This is a genomic window from Pseudomonas sp. WS 5411 (assembly GCF_012985595.1).
Taxonomy (GTDB): domain Bacteria; phylum Pseudomonadota; class Gammaproteobacteria; order Pseudomonadales; family Pseudomonadaceae; genus Aquipseudomonas; species Aquipseudomonas shahriarae.
In genome coordinates, this window is the sequence record NZ_JAARMC010000003.1 from 256,735 (window position 1) to 278,155 (window position 21,421).

The 21,421-nt window shown below is 62.2% G+C and carries 17 protein-coding genes and 1 pseudogene; 13 read left to right on the forward strand and 5 right to left on the reverse strand.

Annotated elements, in window-relative coordinates:
• Window position 1 precedes the first annotated feature (1 nt).
• From HBR93_RS07810 to HBR93_RS07820, 3 genes are all read left to right on the forward strand, one after another.
• Window positions 2-667 carry a fumarylacetoacetate hydrolase family protein gene (locus HBR93_RS07810; protein ID WP_057440416.1) on the forward strand — a complete coding sequence of 222 codons (666 nt, stop codon included), beginning with the start codon at window positions 2-4 and terminating at the stop codon, window positions 665-667.
• A 264-nt stretch (window positions 668-931) separates the two neighbouring features.
• Complete coding sequence (locus tag HBR93_RS07815; RefSeq protein ID WP_057440415.1) at window positions 932-1,858, forward strand: SdiA-regulated domain-containing protein; 927 nt, start codon at window positions 932-934, stop codon at window positions 1,856-1,858.
• A gap of 120 nt (window positions 1,859-1,978) precedes the next feature.
• Window positions 1,979-2,899 carry an SdiA-regulated domain-containing protein gene (locus tag HBR93_RS07820; RefSeq protein WP_057960915.1) on the forward strand — a complete coding sequence of 307 codons (921 nt, stop codon included), beginning with the start codon at window positions 1,979-1,981 and terminating at the stop codon, window positions 2,897-2,899.
• Window positions 2,900-2,906: 7 nt separating this feature from the next.
• On the opposite strand, the gene HBR93_RS07825 is transcribed toward HBR93_RS07820, so the two are convergent.
• Both HBR93_RS07825 and rpiA read right to left on the reverse strand, forming a co-directional pair.
• Window positions 2,907-4,853 (reverse strand): autotransporter domain-containing protein, encoded by a 1,947-nt coding sequence (locus tag HBR93_RS07825; protein WP_169960096.1) that lies wholly within the window; start codon window positions 4,851-4,853, stop codon window positions 2,907-2,909.
• A gap of 362 nt (window positions 4,854-5,215) precedes the next feature.
• The gene (gene rpiA / locus HBR93_RS07830; protein WP_057960913.1) at window positions 5,216-5,887 is read right to left on the reverse strand and encodes a ribose-5-phosphate isomerase RpiA; all 672 of its coding nucleotides are present in this window, start codon (window positions 5,885-5,887) and stop codon (window positions 5,216-5,218) included.
• A gap of 136 nt (window positions 5,888-6,023) precedes the next feature.
• Here rpiA and ilvA point away from each other — a divergent pair, with 136 nt between their 5' ends.
• Both ilvA and HBR93_RS07840 read left to right on the forward strand, forming a co-directional pair.
• The gene (ilvA, locus tag HBR93_RS07835) at window positions 6,024-7,538 is read left to right on the forward strand and encodes a threonine ammonia-lyase, biosynthetic (RefSeq protein ID WP_057440412.1); all 1,515 of its coding nucleotides are present in this window, start codon (window positions 6,024-6,026) and stop codon (window positions 7,536-7,538) included.
• Between the two features lie 40 nt (window positions 7,539-7,578).
• The gene (locus tag HBR93_RS07840; RefSeq protein WP_057960912.1) at window positions 7,579-7,992 is read left to right on the forward strand and encodes a DUF2269 family protein; all 414 of its coding nucleotides are present in this window, start codon (window positions 7,579-7,581) and stop codon (window positions 7,990-7,992) included.
• A 112-nt stretch (window positions 7,993-8,104) separates the two neighbouring features.
• Here the strand turns inward: HBR93_RS07840 and HBR93_RS07845 are convergent, their stop codons facing one another.
• The gene (locus HBR93_RS07845) at window positions 8,105-8,761 is read right to left on the reverse strand and encodes an HAD family hydrolase (RefSeq protein ID WP_169960097.1); all 657 of its coding nucleotides are present in this window, start codon (window positions 8,759-8,761) and stop codon (window positions 8,105-8,107) included.
• Window positions 8,762-8,904: 143 nt separating this feature from the next.
• Here HBR93_RS07845 and HBR93_RS07850 point away from each other — a divergent pair, with 143 nt between their 5' ends.
• Window positions 8,905-9,384, forward strand: a complete 480-nt coding sequence (locus HBR93_RS07850; protein ID WP_053128161.1) for an RNA pyrophosphohydrolase — start codon at window positions 8,905-8,907, stop codon at window positions 9,382-9,384.
• A 22-nt stretch (window positions 9,385-9,406) separates the two neighbouring features.
• A complete protein-coding gene (ptsP, locus tag HBR93_RS07855) occupies window positions 9,407-11,686 on the forward strand; it encodes a phosphoenolpyruvate--protein phosphotransferase (RefSeq protein WP_057960910.1) in 2,280 nt (759 codons plus the stop codon).
• A gap of 100 nt (window positions 11,687-11,786) precedes the next feature.
• Here the strand turns inward: ptsP and HBR93_RS07860 are convergent.
• Window positions 11,787-12,490 (reverse strand): annotated as a pseudogene (locus HBR93_RS07860) (NRDE family protein).
• Between the two features lie 213 nt (window positions 12,491-12,703).
• On the opposite strand from HBR93_RS07860, the gene lgt reads away from it, so the two are divergent.
• Both lgt and HBR93_RS07870 read left to right on the forward strand, forming a co-directional pair.
• Window positions 12,704-13,516, forward strand: coding sequence for a prolipoprotein diacylglyceryl transferase (lgt, locus tag HBR93_RS07865; RefSeq protein WP_057440408.1), 813 nt, complete (start codon window positions 12,704-12,706; stop codon window positions 13,514-13,516).
• A 51-nt stretch (window positions 13,517-13,567) separates the two neighbouring features.
• A complete protein-coding gene (locus HBR93_RS07870) occupies window positions 13,568-14,539 on the forward strand; it encodes a thymidylate synthase (protein ID WP_115129221.1) in 972 nt (323 codons plus the stop codon).
• Between the two features lie 114 nt (window positions 14,540-14,653).
• On the opposite strand, the gene cadR is transcribed toward HBR93_RS07870, so the two are convergent.
• Window positions 14,654-15,103 (reverse strand): Cd(II)/Pb(II)-responsive transcriptional regulator, encoded by a 450-nt coding sequence (gene cadR, locus HBR93_RS07875; protein WP_057440406.1) that lies wholly within the window; start codon window positions 15,101-15,103, stop codon window positions 14,654-14,656.
• Between the two features lie 85 nt (window positions 15,104-15,188).
• Here cadR and HBR93_RS07880 point away from each other — a divergent pair, with 85 nt between their 5' ends.
• The 4 genes from HBR93_RS07880 (at window position 15,189) to HBR93_RS07895 (ending at window position 21,415) form a co-directional block, all read left to right on the forward strand.
• The gene (locus HBR93_RS07880) at window positions 15,189-17,507 is read left to right on the forward strand and encodes a heavy metal translocating P-type ATPase (protein ID WP_169960098.1); all 2,319 of its coding nucleotides are present in this window, start codon (window positions 15,189-15,191) and stop codon (window positions 17,505-17,507) included.
• A gap of 16 nt (window positions 17,508-17,523) precedes the next feature.
• Window positions 17,524-18,387 carry a LysR family transcriptional regulator gene (locus tag HBR93_RS07885; protein ID WP_057960907.1) on the forward strand — a complete coding sequence of 288 codons (864 nt, stop codon included), beginning with the start codon at window positions 17,524-17,526 and terminating at the stop codon, window positions 18,385-18,387.
• Between the two features lie 237 nt (window positions 18,388-18,624).
• A complete protein-coding gene (locus HBR93_RS07890; protein ID WP_057440403.1) occupies window positions 18,625-19,689 on the forward strand; it encodes a putative 2-aminoethylphosphonate ABC transporter ATP-binding protein in 1,065 nt (354 codons plus the stop codon).
• Between the two features lies 1 nt (window position 19,690).
• The gene (locus HBR93_RS07895) at window positions 19,691-21,415 is read left to right on the forward strand and encodes a putative 2-aminoethylphosphonate ABC transporter permease subunit (protein ID WP_057960906.1); all 1,725 of its coding nucleotides are present in this window, start codon (window positions 19,691-19,693) and stop codon (window positions 21,413-21,415) included.
• Window positions 21,416-21,421 lie beyond the last annotated feature (6 nt).

Here is a 21,421-nt window from a genome sequence, read left to right on the forward strand (position 1 = left end):
CATGAGCTATCAGCACAAGTACGTCGACGGCACCAACATCCACTTTCCACTGGGTAAAGTGGTCTGCATCGGGCGCAACTACGCCGAACACGCGAAGGAACTGGATAACCCGGTGCCGACCGAGCCTCTGCTGTTTATCAAACCGGGCAGTTGCGTGGTGCCGTTGGAAGGCGGCTTTGCCATTCCAGCCGAGCGCGGTTCGGTGCATTACGAAGCGGAAATCGCGGTGCTGATCGGCAAACCCCTGTCGAAAACCCCGAGCCGTGAAGAAGTGCTGGACGCCATCTCCGGCTTCGCCCCGGCCCTGGACCTGACCTTGCGCGACAAGCAGGCCGAACTCAAGGCCAAGGGCCTACCGTGGGAAATCGCCAAGTCCTTCGACGGCGCGGCGGTCATTGCCCCGTTCGTGGTGGGCAGCACCTTCCCGGACTTTACCGATATCGGCATTCGCCTGACCATCAATGGCCAGGTGCGCCAGGACGGTAACAGCGCGCAGATGCTCAACCCGATCGTGCCGATGATCCAGCACATGGCCGGTTGCTTCTCGTTGCAGGCCGGGGATGTGATCCTGACCGGCACCCCTGTGGGCGTGGGCCCGCTGCAAGTGGGTGACGAACTGGTGCTGGAACTGCCGGGTGTCAGTCGCTTCGAAAGCGCCGTACGCTAACCCCATCCCTCTGTAAGAGCCGGCTTGTGTGGGAGCTGGCTTGCCTGCGATAGCATCCCCGCGGTGTGCCTGATACACCACGGTGCTTGCATCGCTGGCAAGCCCGGCTCCCACACAAGCCCGTACACAGATTATTTGTGCGTGCTGCGCACATCGGGGTTTTGCATTTTTTTCACACGCCATCCGGATAATCCTCGGCCATATGGCACCCAGGCGCTCTGAGCCCTGGGCCATCACCGACAGCCGATTATCTGGAATGCCTCCATGGCCGTACCCCTTTCTTCTGCGAATCCCACCCCGCGCCCGCGCCTGAATATGCGCTGGTACTCCTGGCTGTTGCTGGCCGGGGTGATCATGTATGGGGTTTCCTGGTTGATGCACTGGGATGACCGGGGCGCGTTATGGGTGTTGGAGCGCTTTGAAAGCCCGGTCGAACGCCGAGAAAGCGTCTGGCTTCCGGATTACCAGGCGGTGATCGACGCCAAACCATTGCCCGGCATGGAAAAGGACGAAGCGTCGGACCTGGCCTACAACCCGCAGACCAAAACCTTATTCGCAGTGATGGGTCGCAATCCGTTCCTGGTAGAACTCAGCCTGCAGGGCGATGTGCTGCGCAAGATTCCCCTGGTGGGCTGGAGCAACCCGGAAGGCGTGACGGTCATGGAAAACGGCGTGCTGGGCATCGTGGATGAGCGCAGGCACAACGTGACGCTGGTCAAGGTGGATGCCGACACGCGCCAACTGGCTTTCGCCGACTTCCCAAGCTACGACCTGGGCCCCTCCGAGAACCAGAACAAGGCATTCGAGGCCATCACCTGGGACAAACGCAATCAACAGCTGGTGCTGGGTATCGAGCGTCCGGCGCAGTTGTTTACCTGGGCCAGCGACGGCGGCCAGATCCTGGCGGGCGACAAGCAGAAGTTGCCCAGCTCCGAACTGGATATCCGCAACCTCTCGGCCTTGAGTGTCGATCCGCGTACCGGCCACCTGTTGGTGCTGTCCGCCGACTCTCATCTGCTGCTGGAGCTGGACGAAAAGGGTCAACAGGTCAGCTTCATGACCGTGCTGGGCGGCTTCAATGGCCTGAAAAACACGATCCCTCGTGCCGAAGGCGTGACCATGGACGAAAACGGCACGCTGTACATGGTCAGCGAGCCCAATCTGTTTTATCGGTTCGATAAGCAGAAATAGCCGACTAATACGTCGGACTCTTCTCTATGCGCGGCATTCCCCAGACATTGAGCTGCGTTTAAGTTTAAATTCAGACGGCTGTGATATTCATTTGCCAGTTTTGACTTTGAGCCAGCCCCCATGCGCCGATTTGCCCGCCCTAAACCTGCCCTTCTTATTCTGTTGCTGATCGCCCTGGTTGCCGTGGGCGTGGTCGCCCAGCAGTTTCGATTATTCGAGCGCGCCTGGTTCAACTGGCAGACCTGGCGCCAGCCGCTGGATGAACGCTCCATTGGCCTGGCGGACTATGAGGTGGTGCTGGAAGCCCAGGTGATTGAGGGCCTGGATGATGATGTCTCGGCTTTGACCTACGACCCGGTGCGCAAGAGCCTGTTTACCGTGACCAATCAAAACGCCGAACTGGTTGAACTGTCCCTGGACGGCAAGATCCTGCGGCGTATCAACCTGGTGGGGTTTGGCGATGCCGAAGCGGTGGAGTTCATCAGCGAGAACACCTATGTGGTCAGCGATGAGCGTCAGCAGCGGCTGATCAAGATTCACCTGGAGGACGACACGCAGTTTCTCGACGCGGCCGAGGCCGAGCAGATGACCCTGGGTGTGCACCTGAAGGGCAATAAAGGCTTTGAAGGGCTGGCGTATGACTCGGTGGGCAAGCGCCTGTTTGTCGCCAAGGAGCGGGACCCGATGTTGATCTACGAAGTGCACGGCTTTCCCCATTTCAAACCGGAAAAAACCTACTCGGTCCATGTAGTCAACAACCCCCGACGCGATGCCGGGCTGTTTGTACGCGACCTGTCCAGCCTGCAATACGACGAGCGCAGCGGCCATTTACTGGCGCTGTCCGATGAGTCGTACCTGGTGCTGGAACTGGATATCGACGGTCGCCCCTTGAGCAGCTTGTCGCTGCTCAAGGGGCGCAATGGCTTGAAAAAACGTGTGCCCCAAGCCGAGGGTATCGCCATGGATGACGATGGCACGTTGTACCTGGTGAGTGAGCCGAACCTGTTCTATGTCTTCAAGAAAAAGCCCGAGCAGCGGTAGGCGCGGGTCAGAACATCCACTGCACACCCAGCGAATAGCCGGTCTGGCTGCCTTCGGCATGGCCCAGGCGGCCGTTCACTTCGGCGTACACCCCAAGCTGTGGGGTGATCGCCAATTGGCTGCCGACCTGCGCGCGGCCGAAACTCTTGTCCACTGAACCCAGGCGTGCGGTGCGGGCCTGGCCGTCGGCGCGGGCGGTCAGGTCGAGGTCGTCGAGGCGGCCGTCGGCCAATTCCTTGACCCAGGCGATGTCGCCGTAGGGCATCAGGCTCAGGCTGTAAGGCAGGGCCACGGCACCGCGCACACGCCAGCCGAGGCTGGCTTCCAGGGAATCGAAGGATTGCTCTTCATATTCAAGGGCGGTGCGCAGGTTCTGCTTCTCGTGGAACTTGTCGATGCGCGAGTGGCTGTAATCGAGCCCGGCAAACGGCCCGGTCTTGATCGCGCCCAGATCGAAGTCATAACCGCCGAGCACTCGGGCACCCAGGGACAGGGCGTCGGTCTCGCCAGTCAGTTGCTGGTTAAGCAGCACGGGGCCACCATTGGCCTGGATCAGCAGGTTGCGTTTTGAGTCGAAGCTGCTGTGGCCCACGCTCAGGTCGCCGGCCAGCCAGGTCGGGCCGCCATCGTTCAACAGGGCGTAGACCGCAGCTTGCCAGGTGTCGCTTTGCAGCTTGCCACGGTGTTCCAGCTTGTCGCGGCCGTTGAGGTAGCTGAGGCTGGCGCCGATGTTCAGGCTGCTGCTCAGTTGATAGTCGCCCAGGGCATGCAGGCCCAGGCGCCGGGCCTCGGGGTTGGGGGCGGTGTCGAAGCCGCTGTCCGGGTTGTATTCGCCGTCTACGCCGATCTCGCCATCGAAACTGCCCACTTCACGGCTGACCGATTGCAGGGTCAGCCAGCGCCGGTCATGCAGGCGCACCATGGCCTGGTGCTGGCGCTGCAGGTTGTCCTGCATATTGCGCGCAACCGCGCCGCCCGAGCTGGTGGAAGCCATCAAGTCGGCATTGGTCAGCTCCAGCACCAGGCGGCTGAGCAGGCGCGAATAGTCGCGCAGGCGCTGGTCGATGCGTTCCTGGCCGAAGGCGTTGGTCAGGACCGTCTTGTTGTCTTCGGTGGGGTCGTGCCAGGTCGAGCCGCCGGGGATCGCCGGGTTGTCGGTCTGGGTGTAGCCGTCCAGGGCACCCAGTTCCCAGTTGGTGGCTTCCACATACAGGATTGGGATATTGAGCCCCTCGAAGGCTTCGCCGTCACTGCAACAGCCAGTGCCGGCGGGGTATTGCGCGTCCAGGCCGGGGTTGGTGAACAGGTTGATGTTCAGCTCCTTGGCGATCTGGAAGGTGTGCTCGCGCAATGAGGCGAGGGCCGGGTTGGCGGTGCTGTTCTGGCCGGCGTGGGCGTACATCATGTCGCCGGTGATCAGGCTGTCGAGGTTGATCATGGCCAGCATATTGGCGCGCTGGCTGGCGCTCAACGAATCGACAAACGCCTTGGAGCCACGCAAGCCTTCCTCTTCGGCGCCGAAGCCGACGATCTGCAAGCCGTTTTCCAGTTGCAGGCCGCCAAGGTTCTTCGCTACTTCGGTCAGCACGCTGGCGCCGGAACCGTTGTCGTCCAGGCCTTGCAGGGCCGGGCGGCCGAAGTAGGTATCGAAGTGCGCGCCAATCACCACGTACTGCGGTTTGGTGCCGGCGGCGTAGGCCACCACGTTCTGCGAGGCGCGGCTGCCGCCATTCCAGGTGAAATCCTGGCGGCTGATGTCATAGGCGCTGCCCATCTGGCTCTGCATCCAGTCGGCGGCCCCGGCGAAGTTGGCCGTGCCGCGATAGCGGCCGGGGTAGTCGGTGATCAGCTTTTCCAGGGTGACATTGGCGTGCTCGCCATAGTCGTAGGCATGGGATTGAGTCGACAGCAGGGCACAGGCAACGCTGACAGCGAGGGCTAGGGGCTTGATCACAAGGTCTTCCTTGAGGTGGTTGAGGGAGTGGCTCGGCGGGACCGATTGCACAATGCGCGCCTCATTCCATGGGGCAAGCGCGAATTGGCGCGTTGTTGGAAGTGGGGGTCGCCTGGCTATAAGTTGTAACGGATTTGATACCAGATGCGGCGGGGGCTGCCGTGACCTGGCGCACAGATTGGGGCAAGCGGGGGAGGGGTTGCTGCGAAAAGTAGCGTTTTTGTTACATGTCCATCGGATGGAGCGCGGTCAAAAATGTGGGAGCGGGCTTGCTCGCGAATGCGGTGTGTCAGCTAGCAAAATCGGTGACTGGCACACCGTATTCGCGAGCAAACCCGCTCCCACAGGGGTTCTGTGTGTACTTAGGCCTTGAGGGTCTTCACGCCTTCACGGGTCCCCAGCAGCAGCACATCCGCAGGCCGTGCCGCAAACAAGCCATTGGTGACCACACCGACGATGGCATTGATCTGGGTCTCCAGCTCCACCGGGTTGGTGATCTGCATGTTGAACACGTCGAGGATGATGTTGCCGTTATCGGTCAGCACACCTTCGCGGTACACCGGGTCGCCGCCCAGTTTCACCAGCTCGCGAGCCACGTGGCTGCGGGCCATGGGGATCACTTCGACGGGCAGCGGGAAGTTGCCCAGTACCGGCACCAGCTTGCTGGCGTCGGCGATGCAGATAAAGGTCTTGGCCACGGCCGCGACGATTTTCTCGCGGGTCAGGGCTGCGCCGCCGCCCTTGATCAGGTTCAGGTGCTCGTCGCTTTCATCGGCGCCGTCGACGTAGAACTCCAGGTCGCTCACGGTATTGAGTTCGTACACCGGAATGCCATGGCCCTTGAGGCGCGCGGCGGTGGCTTCGGAGCTGGCCACGGCGCCGTCGAATGCGCCCTTGTGCAAGGCCAGCGCGTCAATGAAGCAATTGGCGGTGGAGCCGGTGCCGACGCCGACGATGCTTTTATCGTCGAGTTTAGGAAGGATTAAATCGACGGCGGCCTGGGCCACTGCCTGTTTGAGTTGATCCTGGGTCATGCGGGCTCCGGAACGGGCGGGGAGTAAAGAGGGGCGCGAGTATAACCCAACAAAACCTCTGGATTCGTGTGGTCGTCCGGCCAAAAGGCGGGTTAGACTCCTCGGCCCTGCCCAACCCGCCCAGTGATGCTTTCCGATGCTCGAACAGTACGTCAAAAAGATCCTCACCTCGCGCGTTTACGACGTTGCCGTGGAAACCCCGTTGCAGACCGCCCGCCAGCTCTCCGAGCGCCTGGGCAACAAGGTCTGGCTCAAGCGCGAAGACTTGCAGCCGGTGTTTTCCTTCAAGATTCGCGGCGCCTACAACAAGTTGACCCAACTGACGGCCGAAGAACGCGCCCGTGGCGTGGTCACCGCCTCGGCGGGTAACCATGCCCAGGGCCTGGCCCTGGCGGCCAAGGTGCTGGGGGTCAAGGCCACGATCGTGATGCCCAAGACCACCCCGGAAATCAAAGTCGAAGGCGTACGCTCCCGTGGCGGCAAAGTGGTGCTGCATGGCGACTCCTTTCCGGAAGCGCTGGCGTATTCGCTGAAGCTGGTCGACGAAAAAGGCTACGTCTACATTCACCCCTACGATGATCCACACACCATTGCCGGGCAGGGCACCGTGGCGATGGAGATCCTGCGCCAGCACCCGGGGCCGCTGGACGCGATTTTCGTCCCGGTGGGCGGTGGTGGCCTGATTGCCGGTATCGCGGCGTATGTGAAGTACCTGCGCCCGGAGATCAAGATCATCGGTGTCGAGCCGGACGACTCCAACTGCCTGCAGGCTGCCATGGCCGCGGGCGAGCGCGTGGTGCTGCCGGCCGTGGGGATCTTTGCCGATGGCGTGGCGGTGGCGCAGATCGGCCAGCACACCTTCGATATCTGCAAGGACTATGTGGATGAAGTGATCACCGTCAGCACCGATGAAATCTGCGCGGCGATCAAGGATATCTACGACGACACCCGCTCCATCACCGAGCCTGCAGGGGCATTGGGCGTGGCGGGGATCAAGAAGTATGTAGAAACCCGTGGTGTCAGTGGCCAGACCTTTGTCGCCATAGATTCCGGGGCCAACGTCAACTTCGACCGCCTGCGCCATGTGGCCGAGCGCGCCGAGTTGGGTGAAGGTCGCGAGGCGATCATTGCCGTGACCATTCCCGAGCGCCCGGGCAGCTTCAAGGCCTTCTGCGAGGCTGTGGGCAAGCGCCAGATCACCGAATTCAACTACCGCTACCATTCCGGCAGCGAAGCGCACATTTTTGTCGGGGTGCAGACCCACCCGGAAACCGACCCGCGCAGCGCGCTGATTGCCAGCCTGAGCGAGCAGGGTTTCCCGGTGCTGGACCTGACCGAGAACGAACTGGCCAAGTTGCACATCCGCCATATGGTCGGCGGCCACGCGGCGCACGTCAGCAATGAGCTGGTGTTCCGCTTCGAGTTCCCGGAGCGTCCGGGGGCCTTGTTCAACTTTCTTAACAAATTGGGCGGGCGCTGGAACATCTCGATGTTCCACTATCGCAACCACGGCGCGGCCGACGGCCGTGTGGTCGCCGGGCTGCAAGTGCCGGCCAACGAGCGCCATCTGGTGCCGGCGGCGTTGGCAGCGATTGGTTACCCGTATTGGGATGAAAGCGACAACCCGGCCTATCAGCTGTTCCTCGGTTGAGCGACTACGCTGATTGGGCGGCCTTTAAGGAATCGAGAGCATGGAATATCTGACAACCCTCAAGACGATCCACATGGTGGCAACGGTGCTGCTGTTGGCCAGTGGCCTGGCCCTGGCCGTGCTGAGCTGGCGCAAGCGCGCCGCTGGCCCGGCGGTTACGTTGCATCGGCCATGGCTGTTTGTCTGGTTGTTGATGGGCGTAAGCCTGGTGAGCATGCCGTTTACCGGCTGGTGGCTGGTGCACCTGGTCGGCTGGCCGTTGGGGCAGACGTGGATCCTGGGTTCCAGCGTGATCTACAGCGTCGCGGCGCTGGCCTGGTTCTGGCTGGTGGTGCGCCTCAATCGCCTGCGGCTGGGCGGTACGGGCAGTGCGAAGTTCACCCTGGCCCTGGCGATTGTCAGCCTGGTGGGGTTTGTGGCGATTGCCGGGTTGATGGGCGCCAAACCCGTTTAAGGCTTGAAACCGGGTCGCCTTCATTCGCGAGCAAGCCCGCTCCCACATTCGATTGCATTCCAGAGGTGGAACCCGATCAAATGTGGGAGCGGGCTTGCTCGCGAAAGCTTTATCAGCCGCGCAGGCTAATCACCGGCCAACCACGCTTCTGGGCCTTGGCCCGCAGATTCGCATCCGGATCCACCGCCACCGGATGAGTCACCTGCTCCAGCAGCGGCAGGTCATTCATCGAATCGCTGTAAAAATAGCTGTCTTGCAGGCTAAAGCCGGTTTCTTCCAGCCACCGATTCAAGCGCGTCACCTTGCCCTCACGGAAGCACGGTACATCGGTGCTGCGCCCGGTGTAGCGGCCATCGGCCATCTCGCATTCGGTGGCGATCAGGGTTTCAACCCCCAACCGTGCGGCAATCGGCGCGGTGACAAAGCGGTTGGTGGCGGTGATGATCACCAGCGTGTCACCGGCGGCGCGGTGTTTGGCCAGCAGTTCCACGGCCTGGGGCAGGATGATCGGCTCGATGCAGTCGCGCATGAAGTCGCGGTGCCATTCGTCGAGCTGGGCCATCTCGGTGCTGCCGAGGATTTCCAGGCTGAAGTTCAGGTACGCGGCGTTATCCAGCTTGCCGGCCAGGTAATCCTGGTAGAACTCGTCGTTGCGGGTCTTGTAGGCAACGGCATCGAGGATGCCGCGTTCACACAGGTAATCACCCCAGGCGTGGTCACTGTCGCCGCCCAAAAGCGTGTTGTCCAAGTCGAATAAAGCCAGGCGCATTGCGGTTACTCGCTGAAAAGTCTGTAAAAAGGCGTCCAGAATACGGTCTTTTCACAAGAGTGCACATAAGGTAAGCAGCCTCGTTGCCGCTGCAACAAGCTTTGTGGAACAATGCGGCGACATGCGTTTGCGAGGTTGTTGCCGTGATCGACCCCGATGGTTTCCGTCCAAATGTCGGGATTATTCTTACGAATGATGCCGGACAGGTGCTATGGGCTCGCCGAATCAACCAAGATGCCTGGCAGTTTCCCCAGGGTGGGATCAACCCCGACGAAACCCCTGAAGACGCCCTGTACCGTGAGTTGAACGAAGAAGTCGGCCTGGAGCGCGAAGATGTGCAAATTCTGGCCTGTACCCGAGGCTGGTTGCGCTATCGTTTGCCGCAACGCCTGGTGCGTACCCACAGCCAACCGCTGTGCATCGGCCAGAAGCAAAAGTGGTTTCTCCTGCGCCTGATCTCCAACGAGCAGCGGGTGCGGATGGATTTGACCGGTAAACCGGAGTTCGATGGCTGGCGCTGGGTCAGTTATTGGTATCCGTTGGGCCAGGTGGTGACATTCAAGCGCGAGGTTTATCGTCGCGCTCTCAAAGAGCTTGCCCCGCGCCTTTTATCGCGCGACTGACGACGGAGTTCGACCCCGAGCCATGCTCAATACGCTGCGCAAGATCGTCCAGGAAGTTAACTCCGCCAAGGATCTCAAGGCGGCGTTGGGGATTATTGTGTTGCGCGTCAAGGAAGCCATGGGCAGCCAGGTCTGCTCGGTTTACCTGCTGGACCCCGAGACCAACCGTTTTGTGCTGATGGCCACGGAGGGCTTGAACAAGCGCTCCATCGGCAAGGTCAGCATGGCGCCCAATGAAGGTCTGGTGGGCCTGGTGGGGACGCGTGAAGAACCCCTGAACCTTGAAAACGCGGCCGATCACCCGCGTTATCGCTACTTTGCCGAAACCGGTGAAGAGCGCTACGCCTCATTCCTCGGCGCACCGATCATCCACCACCGCCGCGTTGTCGGCGTATTGGTCATCCAGCAGAAAGAGCGCCGCCAGTTCGATGAAGGTGAAGAAGCCTTCCTCGTGACCATGAGTGCGCAGTTGGCCGGGGTGATCGCCCATGCCGAAGCCACCGGCTCGATTCGCGGCCTGGGGCGCCAGGGCAAGGGGATCCAGGAAGCCAAGTTCGTCGGCGTGCCGGGTTCACCGGGCGCGGCGGTCGGTACTGCGGTGGTCATGCTGCCCCCGGCCGACCTGGACGTGGTGCCGGACAAGTCCGTCGATGACATCGACGCAGAAATCAAACTGTTCAAGACCGCCCTGGAAGGCGTGCGCGCCGACATGCGCAACCTGTCGACCAAGCTGGCCACCCAGCTGCGCCCCGAAGAACGGGCGCTGTTCGACGTGTACCAGATGATGCTCGACGACGCGTCCCTGGGTAACGAAGTCAAGACCGTGATCAAGACCGGCCAGTGGGCCCAGGGCGCGCTGCGCCAGGTGGTCACCGATCACGTCAACCGCTTTGAACTGATGGACGACGCCTACCTGCGCGAGCGCGCCTCGGATGTGCGCGACCTCGGTCGGCGCCTGCTGGCCTACCTGCAGGAAGACCGCACCACCAACCTGGTCTACCCCGACAACACCATCCTGATCAGTGAAGAGCTGACTGCCACCATGCTCGGCGAAGTGCCGGAAGGCAAACTGGTGGGCCTGGTCTCGGTGTTGGGCTCGGGCAACTCCCACGTGGCGATCCTGGCCCGGGCCATGGGCATCCCGACGGTGATGGGCCTGGTGGACCTGCCGTATTCCAAGGTCGACGGCATCTCGATGATCGTCGACGGGCACCGTGGTGAGGTGTATACCAACCCCAGCGAAGTGCTGCGCAAGCAATACGCCGAAATCGTCGAGGAGGAGCGCCAGCTGTCCCAGGGGCTCGATGCCCTGCGCGAACTGCCCTGCGTGACCCTCGACGGCCACCGTGTACCGCTGCTGGTCAATACGGGCCTGCTGGCGGACGTGGCGCGTGCGCAACAACGTGGCGCTGAAGGGGTGGGCCTGTACCGCACCGAAGTGCCGTTCATGATCAACCAACGTTTCCCGAGCGAGAAGGAGCAGCTGGCGATTTATCGCGAGCAACTGTCCGCCTTCCATCCGTTACCGGTGACGATGCGCAGCCTGGATATCGGCGGCGACAAGTCACTGTCTTATTTCCCCATCAAGGAAGACAACCCCTTCCTTGGCTGGCGCGGTATCCGCGTTACCCTCGACCACCCCGAAATTTTCCTCGTCCAGACCCGCGCCATGCTCAAGGCCAGCGAAGGCCTGAACAACCTGCGCATCCTCCTTCCGATGATCTCCGGCACCCACGAGCTTGAAGAAGCCCTGCACCTGATCCACCGGGCCTGGGGCGAAGTGCGCGACGAAGGCGCCGACGTGCCGATGCCGCCGGTTGGCGTGATGATCGAAATCCCGGCAGCGGTGTACCAGGCCAAGGAATTGGCACGGCAGGTGGACTTCCTGTCGGTGGGCTCCAACGACCTGACCCAATACCTGCTGGCCGTGGACCGCAACAACCCACGGGTGGCCGACCTCTACGACTACCTGCACCCGGCGGTGCTGCAAGCCTTGCAGAACGTGGTGCGCGATGCCCATGCCGAAGGCAAGCCGGTGAGTATCTGTGGGGAAATGGCCGGTGATCCGGCGGCGGCGGTGCTGTTGATGGCCATGGGCTTTGACAGCCTGTCGATGAACGCCACCAACCTGCCGAAGGTCAAGTGGATGCTGCGCCAGATCAACCTGAGCAAGGCCAAGGATCTGCTGGCGGAATTGATGACCATCGACAACCCGCAAGTTATCCACAGCTCGCTGCAGTTGGCCCTGAAAAGCCTGGGGTTGGCGCGGATGATCAATCCGTCTGCGACAAAAACCCTCTAGACCGAGGGGGGGCCATCGCAGGCAAGCCAGCTCCCACACTTGGAATGTATTTCAAACGGTGGGAGCTGGCTTGCCTGCGATGACGGTGGCCCAGTCTCCACTAAATCCTCAGTTCCACCTCGCCCAGCCGCCCGCCATGGGGCCCAAAGCTGCGCTCGACCATGTGCCGCAGCCCATCGGCATGCACAATCAGCGCGGTACTCGCTCGCGTCCCGTAACTGGGGCTGGCGATAAACACACTCGATAACAGACTTTCCGTGGCCAACCCGACACCGGTATCCGGCAGTTCGGCAAAGGGTGCGGATCATCCAGCACTTGGGCCAGTGCTGCCTTGGCCTTGAGCAGCTTTGGCCAGGGCGTATCCAGCCCGGCATTGGATAAGCCATAGATCCCGGCCGTCAGTTGGGTAGGCGTCGACTCATTGGCGTTGTAGTGCCACAGCTCTTGCGGCGTGCCAATCAGCAGGTTGAAGCCGGCATATTCAATTGATCTGCCGTTAACATCGGCTAAATAGTGGTCAATCGGCAGGGAACCGTGGAGAAAACGCGCCACCAACTCGCCCCGGGACTTGCGCGCCGGTGGCTGGTGCGGGTCACGGATATTGGTCAGCGCGGCAAACCGTCCGTCGGCGCCGATCCCCAGCCAGGTGCCCCCGGCTTCCTGGTCGCGACCGGCATACACCTGCGGTGTATCGGGCCACTGGGCCAAGGGCAGGCTGGGCCGGGCGTAGAATTCGTCACGGTTGGCCGCGACGATCAGGGGCTGGGCATGGCCCGGCCGCCAGGCGAAAACAATCAGGCACATAAGGCGATCCTTTTGTGTTTTGCTCACTCTACCCATAGAACCGCCGGCTATCCATCGTATCCAAGTTGGGCCAGATGCCTCCCATCCGTTAACATGCCAGGCTGCTTGGCGCGGGTGCGAACTTCTTCATTTGATCGAGCCGCTGTAACGCAGGCTTAATCGTCCTCCGGCAAGGTCCGTGCGCAATAACGAATGATTTAACGAGGAGTCGCAATGCTGCCTTACCCGCAGATCGACCCGGTGGCCCTGGCCATCGGTCCGCTGAAAATCCACTGGTACGGGTTGATGTACCTGATCGGCATCGGCGGCGCCTGGCTGTTGGCTTCCCGACGCCTGAACCGCTTTGATCCGACCTGGACCAAGGAGAAGCTCTCCGACATGGTGTTCTGGATGTCGATGGGCGTGATTGTCGGCGGGCGCCTGGGTTATGTGTTGTTCTACGACCTGAGCGCGTACCTGGCCAACCCTACCCTGATTTTCGAGGTGTGGAAGGGCGGCATGGCGTTCCACGGCGGTTTTATCGGCGTGATGCTCGCGGCCTGGTGGTTTGGCCGACGCAATGGCAAGTCATTCTTCCAACTGATGGACTTTATCGCGCCGATGGTGCCGATTGGCCTGGGTGCCGGGCGTATCGGTAACTTCATCAACGCCGAATTGTGGGGCAAGCCGACCGACGTGCCGTGGGCCATGGTGTTCCCGCCGTTCAGCGACCCGGCGCAGTTGGCGCGCCATCCGTCGCAGTTGTACCAGTTCGCCCTGGAAGGCGTGGCGCTGTTCCTGATCCTCTACATCTACTCGCGCAAACCCCGCCCAACCATGGCGGTTTCGGGGATGTTCGCCCTGTTCTACGGGATTTTCCGTTTCATCGTCGAGTTCGTGCGGGTGCCGGATGCGCAGTTGGGCTACCTGGCGTTCGGCTGGCTGACCATGGGTCAGGTTCTCAGCATTCCGATGATTCTTGCTGGCCTGGGCCTGCTCTGGTGGGCTTACAACCGCCCACAGGCGATCAAGACCAGCGCGCTATAAATTCGAACGCCGGGGCCTGAGGGCCTCGGCTTCACCGATACAGGTAATGTCATGAAGCAATATCTCGAGCTGGTTTCCCACGTCATCAACAACGGCACCAAGCAGGCCAACCGCACTGGCGTGAACACCATCAGCTTCCCCGGTGCGATGTTGCGCTTTGATCTGCAGGAAGGTTTCCCAGCCATCACCACCCGCAAAATGGCCTTCAAGTCGGCGATTGGCGAGATGTGTGGCTTTTTGCGTGGGGTGAATAACGCCGCCGAATTCCGCGCCCTGGGCTGCAAGGTGTGGGACCAGAACGCTAACGAAAACGCGCAGTGGCTGGCCAACCCGTTCCGCCAGGGCGAGGACGACCTGGGCGAGATCTACGGTGTGCAATGGCGCAAATGGCCGGCGTACAAGCAGATCCCGTTGAGCAACCAGGCCGCTATCGAGCAGACCCTGGCCCAGGGCTATCGCCAGATCGCCGAAGGCGAGGAAGACGGTCAGGCCTACGTGGTGCTGTACAAGGCCATCGACCAGATCCGCCAGTGCGTCGACACCATCATCAATGACCCGGGCAGCCGGCGCATCCTGTTCCACGGCTGGAACTGCGCCCAGCTCGATGAAATGGCCTTGCCGCCGTGTCACCTGCTGTACCAGTTCCACCCGAATGTCGAGACCAGGGAGATTTCCCTGACCCTCTACATCCGCTCCAACGACCTGGGCCTGGGCACGCCGTTCAACCTCACCGAAGGCGCCGCACTGCTGAGCCTGATCGGTCGCCTGACTGGCTACACACCGCGCTGGTTCACCTATTTCATCGGTGACGCGCACGTCTACGAAAACCACCTGGACATGCTCAACGAACAGCTCAAGCGCGAGCCTTTCGCCGCGCCGAAGCTGGTGATCAGCGAGCGCGTGCCGGAGTTTGCCAAGACCGGGGTGTACCAGCCGGAGTGGCTGGAGCTGATCGAACCGAGCGATTTCTCGCTGGAAGGCTATGAGCACCATGCGCCGATGACGGCGCCGATGGCGGTCTAGTCGAGACCGCATCGTCTGCATCGCAGGCAAGCCAGCTCCCACATGTGACCGAGTACTCAGGCACATGTGGGAGTTGGCTTGCCTGCGATGGCGTCAACTCAGTCACCCCATTATCTAATGCCCGTGACTACGACCCACATGTGAATGCTCCGCCTCACTGGCCGCCACGCTCCCACTGACCTCCAACCGCTGCAAAATCCCACACTGGTCGATCTCCGGCCCTTCGCCACAGCGCTGGCGCAGGTCGATCAGCTGTTTCTGCAAGGCCAGCAACCCATCAATCCGCGCCTTGACGTGATGGATATGCTCGTCGATCAGCGCATTTACATTTTCACACTGGTCCTGGGGGCTGTCGCGCAGGCCCAGCAGGCTGCGGATTTCCTCCAGGGTCATGTCCAGGCTGCGGCAGTTGCGGATAAACGTCAGGCGCTCGGTGTGGGCCTGGGTGTACAGGCGGTAGTTGCCCTCGCTGCGCGCCGGTGGCGGCAGCAGGCCTTCCTTCTCGTAATAACGGATGGTCTCCACCGGGCAGTCGGTCAGTTTGGCCAATTCACCGATCTTCATCGCAGCAATCTCCAAAAGGGTGCTTGACCCTATAGTGGCTACAGGGTCTTTACTTGGCAACAGGCACCTTCATGGACGCGACACAATGAGCGAATCCCTGCGCACCCCGCACAAGCACGACCACAGCCACGATCATGATCACGACCATGATCATAGCCATCACGACCACGGCCATGATCATGACCACAGCCATCATGATCACGCGCAAAAGCTTGCCCCTGTGAAAGAGCATGATCATGGCGGCGGCTCCTGCTGTTCCGGCGCGGCAGCCCCCTCGTTGGTGACATTGACGCAAACAACCAGCGCCAACGCGCGGCTGAGCACTTTCCGCATCGAGGCCATGGACTGCCCCACCGAGCAAACGCTGATCCAGAACAAACTGGGCAAGATGGCCGGTGTGCAGCAGCTGGAATTCAACCTGATCAACCGCATCCTCGGTGTCACCCACGACCTGACGAGCACCGCGCCGATCGTCGAGGCCATCAAGTCCCTGGGCATGCAGGCCGATCCGATCGAGGAGGGCGTGCCGGCCGCCGCACCACCGGCCAAGAAGCACTGGTGGCCGCTGGCCCTGTCCGGCTTTTGCGCCCTGGCGGCGGAGGTGATCCATTTCACCGACGCGGCTCCGACCTGGGTGGTGGCGCTGGTGGCGCTGGTGTCGATCCTCAGTGGCGGCCTCACCACCTACAAAAAGGGCTGGATTGCCCTGAAAAACCTCAACCTGAACATCAACGCGCTGATGAGCATCGCCGTGACCGGTGCGATCCTGATCGGCCAGTGGCCGGAAGCGGCGATGGTGATGTTCCTGTTTACCGTGGCCGAGTTGATCGAGGCCAAGTCCCTGGACCGTGCGCGCAATGCCATCAGTGGCTTGATGCAAATGACCCCGGAGCAGGCCACGGTGCGTCAGGCTGACGGTAGTTGGGTCGAGCAAGAGGTCAAGACCATTGAACTGGGTGCCATCGTGCGGGTACGCCCCGGCGAGCGCATTGGTCTGGATGGTGAAGTCACCGCCGGCCAGTCCACCATCGACCAGGCGCCGATCACCGGCGAAAGCCTGCCGATCGAGAAAACCGTGGGCGATAAAGTCTTCGCCGGCACCATCAACCAGGCCGGTTCCCTGGAATACCGGGTGACCGCTGCCGCCAATAACTCGACCCTGGCACGCATCATCCACGCAGTGGAGCAGGCCCAGGGCTCGCGGGCGCCGACCCAGCGCTTCGTGGACAGCTTCTCGAAAATCTACACCCCGGCGGTGTTCCTGTTTGCCCTCGGCGTGGCCGTGATCCCACCGCTGTTCATGGGCGCGGTGTGGTTCGACTGGATCTACCGCGCCCTGGTGCTGTTGGTGGTCGCGTGCCCTTGTGCCTTGGTGATTTCCACCCCGGTGACCATCGTCAGCGGCCTTGCGGCGGCGGCGCGCAAAGGCATCCTGATCAAGGGCGGCGTGTACCTGGAGGCCGGCTACAAGCTCGACTACCTGGCCCTGGACAAGACCGGCACTATCACCCACGGCAAGCCGGTGCAGACCGACTACCTGGCGTTGTTCCCCAATGTAGAAGACAACGCGCCGGCCCTGGCCGCCAGCCTGGCCGCGCGTTCCGACCACCCAGTGTCGCTGGCGATCGCCAATGCCGCTGTGGATAAAAAACTCCCGCTGCAGGTTGTGGATAACTTCGAGGCCCTGGCCGGGCGCGGGGTCCGTGGCGAGATCAACGGTGAGGTCTATCACCTGGGCAACCACCGCCTGGTGGAAGAGCTGGGCCTGTGCTCGCCGGCCCTTGAAGAAAAACTCTTCGCCCTGGAAAAACAAGGCAAGTCCGTGGTGCTGCTGCTCGACAAATCCGGCCCGCTGGCGCTGTTCGCCGTGGCCGATACGGTCAAGGACAGCAGTCGCGAAGCCATCCAGCAGTTGCACGACCTGGGCATCAAGACCCTGATGCTCACCGGCGACAACACCCACACCGCCCAGGCAATTGCCGCCCAGGTGGGCATCGATCAGGCCCAGGGCGATCTGTTGCCCACCGACAAGCTCAAGGCTATCGAGGACCTGTACGGGAAAAACCACCGGGTCGGCATGGTCGGCGACGGCATCAACGACGCCCCGGCCCTGGCCCGCGCCGAGATTGGCTTTGCCATGGCCGCAGCAGGCACCGACACGGCCATCGAGACCGCCGACGTGGCGCTGATGGACGACGATTTGCGCAAGATTCCGGCATTCATACGCTTGTCGCGACAAACGTCGAGTATCCTCAAGCAGAACATCGCCCTGGCGCTGGTGATCAAGGCGATCTTCCTGGCCGTCACCTTCATGGGCATGGCCACCATGTGGATGGCGGTGTTTGCTGACATGGGCGTGAGCCTGCTGGTGGTATTCAATGGTCTGCGCCTGTTGCGCAAATAGTCGATGAGAGGGTGGTGTGCTGAGTGCCGAGTTGAAGGCGTTTTACATGGTCGCCCGCCTGGGCAGCATTACCCAGGCGGCGAAAAAACTCGGCCTGAGCCAACCCACGGTGACCACCCAGATCCGCCATCTGGAAAGCCAGTACTCGGTTGAGCTGTTCTATCGCGGTGGCCGCCGCCTCACCGTCAGCGACGAAGGGGCGCGGCTGTTGCCGATGGTCAAGGCGCTGTTGCAGCAGGAAGCGGATATCGAGTTTTTCCTGCGCAACAGCGGCCAGGTCCAGGGCACGTTGCGCATCGCCGCGACCGCGCCCTATTACATCCTCGACCTGGTGAAAACCTTCCGCGAACGCTTGCCCCACGTGGAAGTGGCAGTGGAAATCGGCAACTCCCAACAGGTCCTCGAAGCGCTGGATGATTACCGGGTGGACGTCGCCGCCTCCTCGCAATTGCTGGAAGACCCGCGCCTGATCCGCCGGGTGCTGGGCACCGACCCGCTGGTGCTGGCGGTGCATCGCAATCATCCGCTGGCCGTGCTGGAGCATGTGCCGCTCAGTGCGCTGGCGGGGCATACCCTGTTGATGCGCGAGGCAGGCTCGACCACCCGGCGCTTGACCGAAGAGATGCTCAAAGGCGCTGGCGTGGGTTATGGGCCGCTGCTGGAAATCGGCAGCCGTGAGTCGATCCGCGAGGCGGTGCTGCGCAATATCGGCATCAGCATCATCGCCCGCCAGGAAGTGCCCCATGACCCGCAACTGCGGGTGCTGACCATCGAGAATGCGCCGCAGATTCCTGAATACCTGTACTGCCTCAAGGAGCGTAAAGGTGCGCGGTTGCCGGCGGCGTTTCTGGGGTTGGCGCAGGAAATGTCGCCGCTCTGAAAGATTTTGGGTGGTTTTGAAATCGCCATCGCAGGCAAGCCAGCTCCCAAATGTGAAGGTATTCACAGCTCCAAATGTGGGAGCTGGCTTGCCTGCGATAGCGGTAGACCCAACACCCCATGGCTCTGCCCCTACCCAAATCCACCAATACCACTATCACCCGCTTTTGCCTTCCTGCCACACCAGGGACGCATTTGCTGCCTAGCATGGCCTTCATCAGTTTGATGAGGTGCCACCATGAACACAGCCCAGCTCAACCCCGGCGCGCCGATGACGGTGCGTGGTATCCAGAAGCGCTTTGGCGCCTTTACTGCCCTGGACCATGTGTCCCTGGACGTCGCCGCCGGTGAACTGGTGTGCCTGCTCGGCCCCTCGGGCTGCGGCAAGACCACCTTGCTGCGTTGCATCGCCGGCCTGGAGCGCCAGGACAGCGGCGAGTTGTACCTGGGTGATCGTGACGTTTCCCTACTGGCACCCCAGGCGCGGGACTACGGCATTCTGTTCCAGTCCTACGCGCTGTTCCCCAACCTCAGCGTCGAGGCCAATATTGGCTATGGCTTGGCTGGCAGCGGTCGCGATGAAGTGCGCAAACGCGTGGCGCAGATGCTGGAGCTGGTGGGCCTGACCGGCAGCGAAAAGAAATACCCCGGCCAACTGTCCGGCGGCCAGCAGCAACGGGTCGCCCTGGCCCGTGCCCTGGCGCCGGCCCCGTCGCTGTTGCTGCTGGATGAGCCGATGTCGGCCCTCGATGCCCGGGTGCGCGAGCACCTGTGCACCGAGTTGCGCCAGCTGCAACGCCGCCTGGGCATCACCACCCTGATGGTCACCCACAACCAAGACGAGGCCATGCTGATGGCGGACCGCATCGCCGTGATGAACAACGGCAAGGTCGAGCAGTACGCCACCCCTCAAGAGATCTACGACCGCCCGGCCACCCCGTTCGTGGCCGAGTTTGTCGGCCAGGGCAACTGGCTGCCCTTCAGCCGCAACAGCGCCAGCCACGCCCAGGTTGGCGGGATGAATGTGCGCCTGGCCGAAGACAGCGGCAAGGCCGCGTCGGGCCGCCTGTTCTGCCGTCCGGAAGCGATCAGCGTCAACCCGCCCGTACACGAAGAAAACCTGTTCCCGGCCAAGGTCCGCGAGATCACCTTCCTCGGCAACCGTTGCCGCATGAGCTTTGAACTGGACCAGTTACCCGGCCATCCGCTGCTGGCCGAACTGGCGCCGGAAGCCATGCCACGCCTGGGCGCCCAGGATATCTGGGTGGCGCTGCCGCCGCGCAGCCTGCAGGTGTTTGCCTGAGATGGCCACTGATATGACCCTGCCAGTACCCGGCCGTGTGGCGCGTCAGGCTTCCCGTGCGCAAATCGGCGACCGTATCTTCGTACTGGGAGGCAAGTTACTGCTGCTGTGCCTGTTGGGCCTCGCCGTACTGCTGCCGCTGCTGGCGATCTTCTGGCGCGGTTTCAGCGCCGAAGACGGCCAGGGCGGCGGGCTGGTGGCGGCGCGTGAGCTGCTGACCAGCGCCAACTTCCACTGGCTGCTGGGCAACAGCCTGAAGGTTTCCCTGAGCGTCGCGATCATTGTCGTACCCCTGGCCTACCTGTTTGCCTACGCCTTGCAACGCACGCTGATCCCCGGCAAGACCCTCTGGCGCGGCCTTTCGTTGCTGCCGCTGATGGCGCCGTCGATGCTGCCGGGCATCGCCCTGGTGTACCTGTTCGGCAACCAGGGCATGTTGCGCGGCCTACTGTCCGACAACATCTACGGCTTCTGGGGGATTGTCCTCGGTGAAGTGATCTACACCTTTCCCCATGCGCTGATGATCCTGCTGTCGGCGCTGTCCCTAGCGGATGCGCGGTTGTTCGATGCCGCCTCGAGCATGGGCGCCAGCCCGGCCCGGGCGTTTCGCAGCATCACCTGGCCGGCGACGCGCCAGGCCGTGTTCGCCGCGTTCTGCCTGGTGTTCACCCTGACCATCACGGACTTCGGCGTACCGGTGGTGGTGGGTGGTGACTATCAAGTGCTGGCGCTGGAGGCCTACAAGGCCGTGGTTGGCCAACAGCAGTTCGGTCGCGGCGCCTTGATCGGCATGGTGCTGCTGCTGCCGGCGTTGCTCAGTTTCGCGGTGGATACCTGGCTGCGCCGGCGCCACGGCGACTCCATGAGCGGCCGCGCCCAGGTGTTCCAGCCGGCGCCATCGCGTCTGCGTGATGGCTGCTACCTGGCGATTGTGCTGCTGATCTGCGCGGTGCTGCTGTTGGTGTTCGGCATGGCGGTGTACTCGTCGCTGGTGAAGTTCTGGCCGTACAACCTGTCGCTGTCGCTCAACCACTACCAGTTCAACGACACCGCTGGCGGCGGCTGGCTGGCCTATCGCAACAGCCTGACCATGGCGATCTGCACCGCACTGATTGGCAGCGTGCTGATCTTCACCGGCGCTTACCTGATGGAAAAGACCAAGGGGCAGAAGGGCTTGAACCTGGCGCTGCGCATGCTCAGCTTTGTGCCGATGGCGGTGCCTGGCCTGGTGCTGGGCCTGGGCTACGTGTTCTTTTTCAACCTCAACGGCAACCCGCTGCATGTGCTCTACGGGACCATGACGCTGCTGGTGGTGTGCACCATTGCTCACTATTTGACCACCGCGCAAATGACCGCCACCACCGCCCTGCGCCAACTCGACGCCGAGTTCGAAGCCGCCGCGCTGTCGCTCAAGGCGCCGCTGTACCGCCACTTTATGCGGGTCACCGTGCCGATCTGCCTGCCGGCGCTGTTGGACATCCTGCGCTACCTGTTTGTCTCGGCGATGACCACCGTATCGGCCGCGATCTTTCTCTACAGCCCCGACACCATCCTTGCGGCGGTGGCGGTGCTGAACATGGACGACGCCGGCAACGTGGGCGGCGCGGCGGCCATGTCGACCCTGATTCTGTTCACCTCAGCCGGCGTCTCGCTGCTGCTGGCGTGGGCCTCACGCGGCTTGTTGCGCCGCTCCCAGGCCTGGCGCCAAACCGCGCCCGGTCAATAACTCTGC

What these genes read in the sequence shown, in the direction of transcription:
- HBR93_RS07890 (WP_057440403.1), top strand. Translation starts at nt 18,625, where the DNA reads ATGAACACAGCCCAGCTCAACCCCGGCGCGCCGATGACGGTGCGTGGT.
- HBR93_RS07880 (WP_169960098.1), top strand. Translation starts at nt 15,189, where the DNA reads ATGAGCGAATCCCTGCGCACCCCGCACAAGCACGACCACAGCCACGAT.
- lgt (WP_057440408.1), top strand. Translation starts at nt 12,704, where the DNA reads ATGCTGCCTTACCCGCAGATCGACCCGGTGGCCCTGGCCATCGGTCCG.
- ilvA (WP_057440412.1), top strand. Translation starts at nt 6,024, where the DNA reads ATGCTCGAACAGTACGTCAAAAAGATCCTCACCTCGCGCGTTTACGAC.
- HBR93_RS07840 (WP_057960912.1), top strand. Translation starts at nt 7,579, where the DNA reads ATGGAATATCTGACAACCCTCAAGACGATCCACATGGTGGCAACGGTG.
- ptsP (WP_057960910.1), top strand. Translation starts at nt 9,407, where the DNA reads ATGCTCAATACGCTGCGCAAGATCGTCCAGGAAGTTAACTCCGCCAAG.
- HBR93_RS07815 (WP_057440415.1), top strand. Translation starts at nt 932, where the DNA reads ATGGCCGTACCCCTTTCTTCTGCGAATCCCACCCCGCGCCCGCGCCTG.
- HBR93_RS07870 (WP_115129221.1), top strand. Translation starts at nt 13,568, where the DNA reads ATGAAGCAATATCTCGAGCTGGTTTCCCACGTCATCAACAACGGCACC.
- HBR93_RS07895 (WP_057960906.1), top strand. Translation starts at nt 19,691, where the DNA reads ATGGCCACTGATATGACCCTGCCAGTACCCGGCCGTGTGGCGCGTCAG.
- cadR (WP_057440406.1), bottom strand. Translation starts at nt 15,103, where the DNA reads ATGAAGATCGGTGAATTGGCCAAACTGACCGACTGCCCGGTGGAGACC.
- rpiA (WP_057960913.1), bottom strand. Translation starts at nt 5,887, where the DNA reads ATGACCCAGGATCAACTCAAACAGGCAGTGGCCCAGGCCGCCGTCGAT.
- HBR93_RS07845 (WP_169960097.1), bottom strand. Translation starts at nt 8,761, where the DNA reads ATGCGCCTGGCTTTATTCGACTTGGACAACACGCTTTTGGGCGGCGAC.
- HBR93_RS07810 (WP_057440416.1), top strand. Translation starts at nt 2, where the DNA reads ATGAGCTATCAGCACAAGTACGTCGACGGCACCAACATCCACTTTCCA.
- HBR93_RS07820 (WP_057960915.1), top strand. Translation starts at nt 1,979, where the DNA reads ATGCGCCGATTTGCCCGCCCTAAACCTGCCCTTCTTATTCTGTTGCTG.